Here is a 12,804-nt window from a genome sequence, read left to right on the forward strand (position 1 = left end):
CTAAATTATGTATAACGCTGAAATTCCAAAAGATATCGAATTACCTTCATCAAAAAAGTTAATTAAATCAAAAGCAATTGCTGCCGTAAGTGCTGTTGTTGTGCTAGTTACCTGTGTCATGCCTGCGGAGTATGCAATTGATCCGACAGGTATGGGTAAAGTGCTTGGTTTAACGAAAATGGGAGAAATCAAACAATCACTAGCTGAAGAGTCGGAAAATGGTATCAATGCTGCACAGGCAGTGAATAGTGTTGAACAAATATCAGTGGAAACTTCGACTCAAACGGCAGCTGATAATGCTCAAATGATTATGCCTGCTATTAATAAAGAGAGCATTAGTATTGAGCTTAAACCGGGCCAAGCAACCGAAGTGAAACTGACAATGCCACAAAGTGCAAGTGTCAACTTTGATTGGAAAGCAGTAGGAGGCGGTCTTAACTATGATACTCATGGTGATCCAGTGAATGCTCCTAAAGGGTTCTATCATGGCTATGGTAAAGGAAAGAATGAGACAACTCAGCAGGGCGTCTTAAAGGCAGCTTTTGATGGCAAACATGGTTGGTTCTGGCGTAACCGTACTGAAAATCCAGTGACTGTAACTCTACTTGTAGAAGGGCAGTTTAGTGAAATGAAGAAAGTCTTTTAAGTTTTGATCAATCTCCTTGGAATAATATTCCAAGGAGATTCAATTGCTAAAGAAGTCAGGTTCTAAAAGGAATCCATAAGATGCTAGAAGTACTAAAAAACACAACATATCGGCATTTGTTTTTGGCCCAAGTAATAGCGCTAATCGGAACGGGGTTAATCACAATCGCCCTAGCTTTACAGGCATACGATATTGCAAAGGGAGACGCAGCCCAAGTTCTCGGTATTGCATTGGCAATTAAGATGATTGCTTATATCGGTGTAGCACCTATAGCATCTGCATTTGCTGAGAGATTACCAAGAAAACAAGTATTGGTTGGACTAGATGTTATTCGAGCATTAACAGCATTGTGTCTACCGTTTGTGACGCAAATTTGGCAAATTTATATTCTCATTTTTATTTTGCAATCTGCTTCTGCTGCATTTACACCAACATTTCAGGCAATGATTCCAGATGTTCTTCCTGAAGAAAAAGACTATACCAATGCTTTGTCATTGTCTCGCTTAGCCTATGATTTGGAAAATATTATCAGTCCAATGCTGGCAGGTTTCTTACTCACTGTCATGAGCTACCATAATCTGTTTTTAGGAACAGTATTGGGTTTTATCGGTTCTGCTTTGTTTGTAGTAAGTGCAAAATTACCAGTTGCCAAAGTACCTGAATTTAGAGGTGTTTATAGTCGTATAAAGCAGGGAGCTAAAATTTATTTTAATACGCCAAGACTTAAGGCTTTGCTTGCTTTAAATCTAGCAATTGCATCGGCGAGTGCGGTTGTGATTGTAAATACTGTTGTACTGGTTCAATCGACATTTAAACTTACTGAAAATGCAACGACATGGGCATTTGGTTTATTTGGTCTTGGATCAATGTTATCGGCTTTTGTTTTGCCAAAGATATTGGATAAATTTCCTGATCGATCAGTTATGTTGACTGGTACAACAATTCTTGTAATCGGGCTGTTAAGTGGTTATTTCATTACATCCTATAATGGTTTGCTTGCACTCTGGTTTGTACTTGGTATTGGATATTCTGTTTCACAAACACCTACAGGCCGTTTAATTCGCAAGTCTGCATCGAGTGAGAATAGAACGTCATTGTTTGCTGCCCAATTTGCTTTCTCTCATGCTTGTTGGTTAATTACTTATCCATTAGTTGGATGGTTAAGTACCAATATAGGCACATTACAGACTTTTATTCCGATGGCTGTTATTGCGATTATTGCTCTCATTCTTGCATTACGTTTATGGACAACTAAAGATGAAGATTTTCTAGCACATAGCCATGATGATTTACCCGCAGACCACGATCATGTGGTTCAGCACCAAGTCAATGGTGTACATGTGCATGAGTATGTGATTGATGACTATCATCAAAAGTGGCCTAAATAATTCTTTTCGACTAATGGCTTAGAAGTAACCCGTTTATTTGTTGTACAATTTCAAACTTGTTTTATCGTTCAATAAAAAAGGTGAACAACATGAAAAAACTAATCTTTGTATGTTTAATGGGGCTTGCGGTAACAAATGCTTTTGCTCATTCAGGTGGTACGGATTCTTCAGGCTGCCATACGAATAGCAAGACAGGGGATCGTCACTGCCACTAATGGTACAAAAAAGGAAGCTTAGCTCACTGCTGTCCCATAGTTAAACTTAAATAAAAAAACCTGAGTCCAAAGTAGTTAAAATATAAGTGCGAACAAACACTTCAACTACAAGGATTCAGGTTTTGTCACATCAGAATACCGTATTTCATCAATTACTCAAACCCATTCTAAGACAAGATTTTGAACGTCTGGCTAAACTGCACCACTCTGGGCAAAAATTAAGATCAGCCACCCGCTGGGATCAGTTTGTTGCCATATTGATGTCCCAACTTTCTTGTCGGCAAAGCTTAAGAGACATTCAATCCAATCTCGAATCCCAGCAGGAAAAGCTCTATCATCTTGGCGCGAAGAGAATTGCGCGAAGCACCTTAGCAAGACTCAACGAAGAACAGCCCGCCAGCCTGTATCAGCAATTGTTCACACAGCTGCTTCAGCGCTGTGAAAACTCTAAAACTGCACATAAATTTAGATTCAAAAATCCGCTGTATTCACTAGATGCCAGTCATATTGATCTTTCACTGTCATTGTGCGCATGGGCAAAAGTGCATGAATCCAAAGCCAGTATTAAACTCAGTGTTGGCTTAAATCACAGCAATACCATTCCTGAATTTGTAGCGCTTGGGGATGGTATTGAAAATGATATGGTGCAAGGCAGAGCATTTAAATTTCCTGCTGGCAGCATTATCGTCTTTGATAAAGGATATGTTGATTATCAATGGTTTGCTCAGTTGACACTTCAGAACGTCAGCTTTGTAACCCGGCTACGCCCAAAGACAGTTTATCAAGTTAAATCAAGCCGCAGCGTATTAGAGACTAAAGGGATTATTGCGGATGAATGTATTGAATTGAGCAGTGCGCATGCCAAGAAAAGAGGCGCACCTGAATTATTAAGACGTATAGAGTTTTATGATACAGATAAGAAAAGAACATTCGAATTTCTGAGCAACAACTTTCATCTGGCAGCATCCACCATTGCTGCAATTTATAAAGATCGCTGGAAGATTGAGTTATTCTTTAAAGCCATCAAGCAGAATTTAAAACTGAAGTCATTTCTAGGTCGAAGCCGCAATGCGATACAAACGCAAATATGGATTGCATTAATTGCCTATTTGCTGGTGAACTTCGCTAAACACATGGCACAAGAAGGATGGAGTGTTCAGCGTTTACTGAGAATTATTCAGGTCAATTTATTTGAAAGGAAACTTTTAAGGTCACTCTTTGTGCCTGATAAAAAATGGCGAAAACAAGAAGAACCTCAATTGAGGTTCTTCTTGTGATATTTGTGGGACAGCAGTGAGCTTAGCTTCCTTTTTTATTAAGAAATAAAACTATAAGTTTATGCACCAATATATAGAATCAAGCCACAGAATGCAGAGGCAAAAATCACATACATGACTTTGACTTCAAAATGGAACAAGGCGATGAATGCTGCAATTGCAATGAATGCGGCTTCATAGTTGAAAGAATGGTTGAATCCATTGGGCCATAAAACGTGATAACTGAAGAAGAGTGCTAAATTCAATATTACTCCTACAACAGCAGCAGTAATTGCAGTCAAAGGTGCAGTAAACTTTAATTCATTGTGTGTTGATTCAATCACTGGGGCGCCAGCTAGAATGAAAATGAAAGAAAATAGAAACGTAAACCAAGTAACAATGACAGCACCTAAGGCACCTGCTAAAAATACATGATCACTTCCTAAAAGTGCATGATTAAAGCCACCTAAAAATCCGACAAATGCAACAACCATAATCAGTGGGCCGGGTGTACTTTCACCTAGTGCTAAACCATCGATCATTTGTGTTGGACTCAACCAACCATAAAAATTTACAGCACCTTGATACACGTAAGGTAATACCGCATAAGCTCCACCAAATGTTAGCAGTGCCGCTTTAGTAAAGAACCAAGCCATTTGTGTATAGGCATGCTCCCATCCCAAGGTAAGAGTCAAACCTATAATGGGTGTAAACCATAAAATTGCACCGATAAATAAAATTTTTCCTAAGTGCTTCCAACTAAATATGGCATGTTCTGGGGTTGGAGTATCATCATCAATTAATGCTGGACCATAATCTTTTTTACCTTGCTGATGTGAACTTCCACCAGTAAAAAAGCTTGGATATTTTTTACTTGCCAAGTATCCAATGATTGCAGCGCTTAGAACAATTAAAGGAAACGGAAGGTTAAAGAAAAAGATAGCAACGAATGCAAGTGCAGCAATTGCCCATAAAAACTTATTCTTTAATGATCGGCTGCCAATCCGGTAAGTTGCATGAAAGACAATAGCAACAACAGCTGGTTTGATTCCATAAAAGAGACCAGCAATGATAGGAACATCACCAAACTTTACATAGACCCATGAAAGGGCGATCAGGATAAATAAAGAAGGTAAAACGAATAAGACACCAGCAACAATACCACCTATAGTCCTGTGCATTAACCAACCTATGTAGGTTGCTAATTGTTGAGCTTCAGGTCCGGGTAATAACATGCAGTAGTTGAGAGCGTGTAAGAAACGTTTTTCAGAAATCCAACGTTTTTGTTCAACGAGTTCTTGGTGCATGACAGCGATTTGTCCTGCTGGCCCACCAAAACTAATGAACCCCAATTTCAGCCAGAATAGAAATGCTTGCCAAAATGAAATTGACTGTATTTCTTGTTCTGGTTCTATAACAAGTTCTTGTTCCATGATTATTCTCTTGATAGGTTGGCATATAAGCCATCGAAAATGTGATTCGATAATGCAAATAATTGATCATCGTCACTTATCTGACTTCGAATTCCTTGAATAACTTTTTCAATACCGATTGCTTCGGGAGGTTCAATCCCACCTACATCAAGGTAATGAACAATTTCAGCGATTTTCTTTAATGCAGGTGTTTCTAGATCAAAACTATGTAAAAGAACTTCGAAGGTCACCCAATGATTGATATGACTGAAAGTTGCACCATCAAAATCGAATCCTAATGCCTCTTCTGGGCAGTCACTTGGCGTTTCTAACCAAATGAATGTTGGTGAGGTATCAATAAATGTCTTGATTAGCCATGCAGAAGCTAGGCGATCAATCCAAGGTCTTTTACGAGTTGCCCAAATTCTGTTTTGATAACTAGCTTTATCGAGAAGTTGAATATGAGCTTGTATTGCTAGTGGTTCATTCACTTCACCAAGACGTGCAATTGAAAGTTCTAAAGAGGAAAGCTCATTTAGAACCTGTGCTTGAGTTTCATCGGGGTAGTAGTCAATTTCTACAAGCGCATCGATACTTTTTCTTAATTTCCGGATTTGCTTGAGCAGCTCTTTCTTTTCATCTTTGGTCTGCCGATCTCTTAATTCAGACAGTTGTTTATAGAGAGCATCGTATTCTTCTTTCCGACTGAAAAAAGAAGCAAGCTCAAGATTTAAGGGTTGTTCTGCATGAAAGATATAAGCAGCCCCTTGTTCTGAGATAACATCATTAGCAATAGGATCAAACTTTTCACTATGGGAAATAGGGAGCAAATAGACGCCATCTCTTAGAATTGCTGCGCCGCTTGCTTTGAGAGATCGCCAGACTCTCATACGAGTGGTTGTATTCTGTGTAGGTAGCGAGGATATGAGCAAGGATATTTTCATGTAATATACTCAACTTATTTGTTTATTATATTACATTGCTTGTATCGTGGTACAAATATTAAGAACTGATTTCTTATATCAGGATAAATATTAAGACGGGCGGCAGACAAGCTTTGATTGAAGTAAAATTAAAGTTGAAAACTATTCGATGTGTTTACGTTACTGATCTATTGTGTTGAAAAAAGGCTCAGTCGTAGTTAGCTTGTAGAGATGGCAATTTCTATTTTGAAGATTATGTTAGATAGCTTTAAAAAGTTTATGCTTAAGTTGTATATTATTATTTTTAGAAATAATAATATCTTAGTTATTAAGCTATATTCATAGTCGAATTTTTAAAAGCTTAAAATAAATAATTGGGGATAATAATGCGCATTGAAAAAATTAAAGTAGAAGGTTTTAGGCTTCTTGAGAATGTCGAATTCGGATTGGAAGAGAATTCAACTGTAATTGTTGGACGTAATAATAGTGGAAAGACATCTTTTACCAGTATTTTTGATTGTTTTTGTGGTGAATCTGGAACAAGATTTCGGCTAGAGGATTTTTCAGTTTTATCACGAGAAAAATTTTTAAAAGCTAAAGAATTAAGAGAGGCGGGGGAAAGTTCAGAAGTAATATTCGAAACACTTCCTCGAATTTCTCTTATACTTACATTTCAATATAATAAACTTTCTCCTGATTTAGGTTCTCTATCCCCTTTTATTATTGATTTAGATGAAGACTCTACAACGGCTATTGCGCGAGTTGAGTATCGGCCTATTTTGAAAAATATGCATTTGCTTTTTGACCTTACCCCATCTTCCGCAGTGGTTGAACCTCGTACACATTTTTATAAAAATTTGAAGGGTAATTTGTCTAAAGCTTATGGGGTTCATGTAAGTGCAATTGATCCTACTGATAGTACAAATACGAGAGATTTTGAAGGCACATCTGCTTTAACAGCATTATTACAATGTAACTTTGTATTAGCTCAAAGAAATCTTGATAAAACAAAACTAGGGGATGCTGATGTAATAGGTAAATTGCTTAGTGAGCTATTTAAGACAGCTACAGCACCATCTGCTGCTGAGGCAGATCAAAATTTAGCTATAAGATTAAAGCAATCTGTTGAAAATATTGAGCATAATGTCCAACTCGACTTTGATGGCATGCTTAAAGAATTATTACCAGTTATGAACGTAATGGGATTTCCAAGTCTTAATGATACTGAGATAAGACCAGAGACATCATTAAACGTGGAATCATTATTATCAGGGCATACTAAGGTCGTTTATAGCGGAGTTGATGGAGTACATTTACCAGAAGGGTATAATGGTCTAGGAACCCGTAATTTGATTTACATGTTGCTACAGTTAGCAAGCTATCACAAAATCTATAGATCAAAATCAATTAGCCCCGCTACTCATTTAATATTTATTGAAGAGCCAGAAGCTCATTTACATCCTCAAATGCAGGAGGTTTTTATCAATCAATTAAATGTGGCTGTTCAAAAATTATCGGAAAATTATTCTAACAAAGATAAATGGAATATCCAGTTTGTTATCACAACACACTCCCCACATGTTGCGAATGCTGCAAAATTTGATGCTGTTAGATATTTTTATAATGAAATTCATAAGATAGAAAACGTACGTCAGACAAAGGTTAAAGATTTTAAGAAGGGGTTGAGTAGTATTTCTGTTAAAGATCAAAAATTTTTACATCATATGACCTTAACGAAATGTGATCTTTACTTTGCTGATAAAGCTATCTTAGTTGAAGGGACAACAGAACGTTTATTAATGCCAAAGTTATGTCAATTAGTTGATGAGTCTCTTGATGAACCACAAAAACTAGCCAGACAATATGTTACTTGTGTTGAGGTTGGTGGAGCACATGCGCATATTTTTTATCCACTCCTTGACTTTCTGGAGTTGAAAACGTTAGTAATCACTGATCTAGATTCAACAAAAAAAGGCAAAATAACTAAGAATGGAAAACAGGAAGATGCATGGGTGAAATGCCCAGTAGTTGATGGTCAGAATACATCTAATGCTGCCATTAAAAACTGGTTTTATCCTAAAGAAGTCGATGATACTGGTAAAGTTAAGAAAAAAGCTAAAAATGAGGATAGTCAAATTTCCCCGTCAGTCTTGATTGCTAAAACTGCTCAAGAGAAACAAATTAAGTTCCGTAGAATTGCATATCAAATACCAGAAGATCCAGAAACTAATATATGCGCTAGAAGTTATGAGGATGCTTTCATATTAGCTAATCTTTCTAAATTTGAATTACCTGAAGGACAAGATATTGCTGTTGCTGCTTGGGAAAAAGCACAAGGGCTTATTAAATCTGATTTCGCCTTAGAATATGCAATTCTAATAGAAGATTGGTCGGCACCAAGATATATCAAGGAAGGTCTAATTTGGTTATCTGAAATGGACACTATAAAAAAATCAAACTATGAATTAACTACAGGCGAATAAGTAGCATGAGTGAGATTCTAGACAATCCAGCAATAATTGCAGCTCAACTAGCTGAAGCAAAAATTAATGCAGCTATAAAAGCAGGACGAAGTTTCCGGCTAGAAGCTGGCGCAGGTGCGGGAAAAACATTTTCTTTAGTTCATGCTCTAAAATCCATTATTAAGGAGCGTGGTAGATCATTAACGCAAACAGGTAAAAAAGTAGCTTGTATTACTTATACGGAAGTTGCAAGAAATGAGATTGCCCAAGAAATTGAAGACCATCCAGCAATTTTAGTCGATACTATACATGGATTCTCATGGGCTTTTATGCGCCAATTTCAAAAAGCCATAAGAGAGATTCTTATTGAAGATGATTCAAGAAAAGAAAAAGTTGAACAAGGTGGTGGCATTGGGTCTAAATCAGTGGAATACGAGTTGGGCTTTTTTGGTGTTAATGATCAGAAAATTACACTGAGTCATGATGATATCCCAACGATGATGGCTAAATTACTAAGTAAAGAAAAGTTTCGGAAAATATTTAGCAATCAGTTTCCGGTAGTTTTTATTGATGAATATCAAGATACCAATCGCCAATTTATGGATGCTATTACAGAGTATTTCTTAAAACCAAAGGTGGGACCACTTTTTGGTCTTTTTGGAGACCATTGGCAGACTATTTATGGTAGTGAATATGAATTGGCAGAGTATCCAATCGAAGAGATTGCAAAGGGATCAAATTTTCGATCAGTTCCAGCAATTGTAGATATATTAAATAATTTAAGACTAGACTTACCACAAGCTGTCAGTTCGCCAGATGCAAAAGGTGAAGCTAGATTTTTTCATACTAATTCTTATAAGGGGAAACGAACAGATGAGAGAAGTTCTAAAGATGATTTACCAATAGATATAGCTCGATCTACTCGTACAAGTTTGATACAGAGGCTACAAAATGAGGGGTGGGATATTGAAAAAACTAAGATACTGATGTTAAGCCATAATGTTTTAGCATCTGAACAAGGATACCCTCAATTAATTAAAGTATTTGACGGACGTAATGATCAATTTGCTAAAAAAGAAGACCCTGTAATAAAATTTTTTGCAGAAATAGTTGAACCAATGAGTGTTAGCTATAGCTTATCAAATTATGGTGAGATGTTTAAAATCTTTGGCTCAAGGCCTGCAATAACGAAGCATGAAGATAAATCTTGTTGGCGACGGGATATGGATCAATTATTAAAACTAAGACAAGAGGGGACTATAGGGCAAGTGATAGATCATCTTAAGCAGACAAAACGTCCCTCCCCCCCAGATAGAGTGCTTAGACGAGACGATGAGCTTATTTCTCTAAGAAATTCACCTGACACGGAAATGTCTTCAACACTACTTCGTTATAATAAATTAAGAGAAATTCCATATAAAGAAGTAATCGAAGTTACAAAGTTTATTGAAAAGCAAACTCCATTTGCAACTCAGCACAGTGTTAAGGGGGCAGAGTTTGAGAATGTATTAGTAGTTTTAGGTGGTGGATGGAATAATTATAAATGGCCACAGCTTCTCGAGTTGCTTGAGACTAAAAAGTTGACTAATGCAAACACAAAAGGTTTTTATAGAGCTCGTAATCTTTTCTATGTATCGATTTCTCGCCCAATGACGAGACTGGCTGTGTTAGCTACTCAGACATTATCTGATACAGCACTTGTAACAGTGAATAATCTATTTGGAAGTGAGAATGTAATAGAATTAAGTTTAGATACATAGAGTTGTTTTCAACTTATGTATCTAACTTTTTAAACATATTTTTTGGGAAAAAATGAGCCTGTAAATTATTTTGTGTAAGTTCCATTTTTTATAAATGATCTTTTAATCGATCATCGAACTGAATCGTAAACCAATTCATTGCTAAACGCCAATTTTGAATTGGCATCGTCCATTTCTTCGCAGCATTTGATGTTGCTAAGTAAATGACCTTCTTTACTGAGTCATCAGATGAAAAGATTTTCCTTTTCTTCGTTGAATGGCGTATTACGCTATTCAACGACTCAATCGCATTTGTTGTATAAATTGCATGACGTATTTCGGCTGGATAGCTAAAGATCGTTCGGATATTTTCCCAATTGGCCCGCCAGGATTCTCCAATTTTGGGATACTGGTGATTCCATTGATCACAGAAGATGTCTAGGGATTTTAAAGCATTTTCCTCTGTACTTGCCTGATAAATCGCTTTCAGACCCGACGTAACAGCTTTGTAGTCTTTCCAGCTTACAAATCTCAGGCTATTGCGTACAACATGCACGATACACAGTTGAATATCAGTATGAGGGTAAACAGAGGCTATCGCGTCAGGGAAGCCTTTTAATCCATCTACACAGGCAACAAGAATGTCCTGTACTCCTCGATTTTTTAGCTCTGTCATGACTGACAGCCAGAATTTGGCACCTTCTGTCTGAGCAATCCACATACCCAGTAATTCTTTTTGCCCATCCATATTGATGCCTAAAGCAAGGTATACGGACTTGTTAATCACATTGGAGTGCTGACGGACTTTGACAACAATACAGTCAAGATAGACAACAGGATAAAGGCTATCTAAGGCTCTATTTTGCCACTCAGTCACTTGCTCAATCACAGCATCGGTAACTTTGCTGATGAGAGATGCTGACACATCGGCATCGTACATTTCTTTGAAGAAGGCTACAATTTCCCTATTAGTCATTCCTTTTGCATACAGTGAGAGGATTTGGTCATCCATACTGGTGATGCGTGTTTGGTGCTTTTTGATAATTTGTGGCTCAAATGAACCTTCTCGATCACGGGGAATATCTAAAGCCAGTTGTCCATCTTGAGTTGTAATGGTTTTAGAACTAAACCCATTACGGCTATTTGAGCCTTTCTTGGGCTGATGCTTTTCATAACCGAGATGGTCTGAAAGTTCAGTATTGAGTGCAGTTTCAATCATGAATTTTTTAAAGACTGCTGTCATTTGGTTTAAGTCTTCTGGTGTTTTTAGACCTTTAGCCAATTCGGCAGCCATACTTTTGATTGTTGCTTCATCCATGTGAAGTACCTTTTGTAATTATCCTCTGAAGGATAAATGAAAATTAAGTACTTACACAAAATTTAGAACAGTCCCGAAAAAATAAAGAATTTATACCTATACTATAGATTATTATTTTTATCCCAACTATCTACATGTTCAGCCCACCATTGCATCATCGTTTTACGATCATTTAACCATTGAGCATGATTGTACGATGCCCTTGTTTTATTATCTGAAACGTGGGCAAGTTGTAATTCAACCCAATCCTTATTAAAACCATTCTCATTAGCCACAGTGGATGCAGTTGCTCTTAGAGTATGCATCCTGAACTCTAATTTCATATTACTCAGGGCTGTATTCAATGTGGTTTTACCCATCATTTCCCCGTCTTCTCCTGCAAATATATATTCACTATCTGGATAAAGTGCAAATTGCTCTTTTATGATTTCAATGGCTTGGTCAGACAATGGTACAACATGCATTCTGTTCTTTTTCATATTGCGCTTGCCAGCCAAAATATCAGCCCTTGATACTGCTGGAATCGTCCATGTCTTATCTTCAAAGTCAATATATTCCTTTTTACCTCGACGTATCTCAATGCTTCTAAGCCATGTGTATATTGCGGCTTTAATAGCATTTCGTGTGCTAATTGAGCCACCGTATGCATTGAGCTTAAGCATAAGTACTTTTTTTTCAGACTCAGTTAATGGTCTGGCATGGGTTACATCTGGCTGTTTAATGTAACCCCTAAGAACATAAGTAGGATCTATAGAAATGCGTTTTGTGATAATTGCATATTCCATAACCTCACCAATGATTTGTCTTACAAAAATCCCTTTAACTTCTCCTGTGCCTCTTCCTGATTTTTTGATTCTTGCCATAGTGCTATCAAGCACAGTTTTAATATCAATAGAGTCAATCTCATGAATAGGTTTGTTACCAATAAGAGGGTAAACATCTTTCTCAAAATAACTGCTTCGGCGTTGTTCCCATTCCTTGGATTGTTGAGCTTTTCGGGAATTTATAAATTCACTTGCGACTAACCGAAATGTACCATTATTTGCTTTAATTGCTTCAAGGCGTTCATTTTTCTGGTGACCTATTGGGTCTACTCCTTTGGCAAGTTGCTCTCGATATTCAATAGTTTTTAATCGAGCATATGCTAAAGTAATTTCAGGATATTTACCGATTGTGAGCATTTTTGCTTTAGTAAGAAAGCGGTAACGATAACGCCAGAATTTGCTACCAGATGGGCGGACTTCTATACAGAGCCCTGAATGATCAGCCATGCGGTATAATTCTTCACGTGGTTTTAATCTTTTGATTTTTAAATCGTTCAGCATATGTTGTGAGTAACGCTATTTTTGAAAGGGCTTACTCACAATCTTACTCACAAAAATTGGTAATTGCATGTATTACATTGTTATGGAAGGTTAGAATAAAAATATCGTTGAATCAATTGG

The 12,804-nt window shown here is 37.1% G+C and carries 10 protein-coding genes; 6 read left to right on the forward strand and 4 right to left on the reverse strand.

Annotation, left to right across the window (positions count from 1 at the left end):
• Positions 1–7: 7 nt before the first annotated feature.
• The 4 genes from I6L31_RS15975 (at position 8) to I6L31_RS15990 (ending at position 3,526) form a co-directional block, all read left to right on the forward strand.
• On the forward strand, positions 8–646 hold the full coding sequence (locus I6L31_RS15975) for a hypothetical protein (RefSeq protein WP_005003442.1): 639 nt from the start codon (positions 8–10) through the stop codon (positions 644–646).
• Positions 647–726: 80 nt separating this feature from the next.
• The gene (locus I6L31_RS15980; RefSeq protein WP_004885568.1) at positions 727–2,034 is read left to right on the forward strand and encodes an MFS transporter; all 1,308 of its coding nucleotides are present in this window, start codon (positions 727–729) and stop codon (positions 2,032–2,034) included.
• A gap of 89 nt (positions 2,035–2,123) precedes the next feature.
• The gene (locus tag I6L31_RS15985) at positions 2,124–2,249 is read left to right on the forward strand and encodes a YHYH domain-containing protein (RefSeq protein ID WP_016541229.1); all 126 of its coding nucleotides are present in this window, start codon (positions 2,124–2,126) and stop codon (positions 2,247–2,249) included.
• 122 nt (positions 2,250–2,371) lie between these two features.
• On the forward strand, positions 2,372–3,526 hold the full coding sequence (locus I6L31_RS15990; protein WP_005003123.1) for an IS4 family transposase: 1,155 nt from the start codon (positions 2,372–2,374) through the stop codon (positions 3,524–3,526).
• Between the two features lie 59 nt (positions 3,527–3,585).
• On the opposite strand, the gene chrA is transcribed toward I6L31_RS15990, so the two are convergent.
• Positions 3,586–4,938: a chromate efflux transporter gene (chrA, locus tag I6L31_RS15995; RefSeq protein WP_004885570.1), complete on the reverse strand. Its 1,353-nt coding sequence runs from the start codon at positions 4,936–4,938 to the stop codon at positions 3,586–3,588.
• Between the two features lie 2 nt (positions 4,939–4,940).
• Positions 4,941–5,861 carry a chromate resistance protein ChrB domain-containing protein gene (locus I6L31_RS16000; RefSeq protein WP_004885571.1) on the reverse strand — a complete coding sequence of 307 codons (921 nt, stop codon included), beginning with the start codon at positions 5,859–5,861 and terminating at the stop codon, positions 4,941–4,943.
• A 365-nt stretch (positions 5,862–6,226) separates the two neighbouring features.
• On the opposite strand from I6L31_RS16000, the gene I6L31_RS16005 reads away from it, so the two are divergent.
• Both I6L31_RS16005 and I6L31_RS16010 read left to right on the forward strand, forming a co-directional pair.
• Positions 6,227–8,323: an ATP-dependent nuclease gene (locus I6L31_RS16005; RefSeq protein ID WP_005003443.1), complete on the forward strand. Its 2,097-nt coding sequence runs from the start codon at positions 6,227–6,229 to the stop codon at positions 8,321–8,323.
• A 5-nt stretch (positions 8,324–8,328) separates the two neighbouring features.
• A complete protein-coding gene (locus tag I6L31_RS16010; protein WP_004885574.1) occupies positions 8,329–10,062 on the forward strand; it encodes a UvrD-helicase domain-containing protein in 1,734 nt (577 codons plus the stop codon).
• A gap of 88 nt (positions 10,063–10,150) precedes the next feature.
• Here the strand turns inward: I6L31_RS16010 and I6L31_RS16015 are convergent, their stop codons facing one another.
• Positions 10,151–11,359, reverse strand: coding sequence for an IS256-like element ISAba26 family transposase (locus I6L31_RS16015; RefSeq protein WP_000343018.1), 1,209 nt, complete (start codon positions 11,357–11,359; stop codon positions 10,151–10,153).
• A gap of 101 nt (positions 11,360–11,460) precedes the next feature.
• Positions 11,461–12,684, reverse strand: a complete 1,224-nt coding sequence (locus tag I6L31_RS16020; RefSeq protein WP_004885576.1) for a tyrosine-type recombinase/integrase — start codon at positions 12,682–12,684, stop codon at positions 11,461–11,463.
• Positions 12,685–12,804: the final 120 nt, after the last annotated feature.

Origin of the sequence: Acinetobacter septicus (genome assembly GCF_019355975.1) — a bacterium.
In the GTDB taxonomy this organism is placed as follows: Bacteria; Pseudomonadota; Gammaproteobacteria; order Pseudomonadales; family Moraxellaceae; genus Acinetobacter; species Acinetobacter ursingii.

Bases quoted from the DNA above. Each gene is read 5' to 3' on its own strand.
- I6L31_RS15975 (WP_005003442.1), top strand. From the start codon at position 8: ATGTATAACGCTGAAATTCCAAAAGATATCGAATTACCTTCATCAAAA.
- I6L31_RS15980 (WP_004885568.1), top strand. From the start codon at position 727: ATGCTAGAAGTACTAAAAAACACAACATATCGGCATTTGTTTTTGGCC.
- I6L31_RS15985 (WP_016541229.1), top strand. From the start codon at position 2,124: ATGAAAAAACTAATCTTTGTATGTTTAATGGGGCTTGCGGTAACAAAT.
- chrA (WP_004885570.1), bottom strand. From the start codon at position 4,938: ATGGAACAAGAACTTGTTATAGAACCAGAACAAGAAATACAGTCAATT.
- I6L31_RS16000 (WP_004885571.1), bottom strand. From the start codon at position 5,861: ATGAAAATATCCTTGCTCATATCCTCGCTACCTACACAGAATACAACC.
- I6L31_RS16005 (WP_005003443.1), top strand. From the start codon at position 6,227: ATGCGCATTGAAAAAATTAAAGTAGAAGGTTTTAGGCTTCTTGAGAAT.
- I6L31_RS16010 (WP_004885574.1), top strand. From the start codon at position 8,329: ATGAGTGAGATTCTAGACAATCCAGCAATAATTGCAGCTCAACTAGCT.
- I6L31_RS16015 (WP_000343018.1), bottom strand. From the start codon at position 11,359: ATGGATGAAGCAACAATCAAAAGTATGGCTGCCGAATTGGCTAAAGGT.
- I6L31_RS16020 (WP_004885576.1), bottom strand. From the start codon at position 12,684: ATGCTGAACGATTTAAAAATCAAAAGATTAAAACCACGTGAAGAATTA.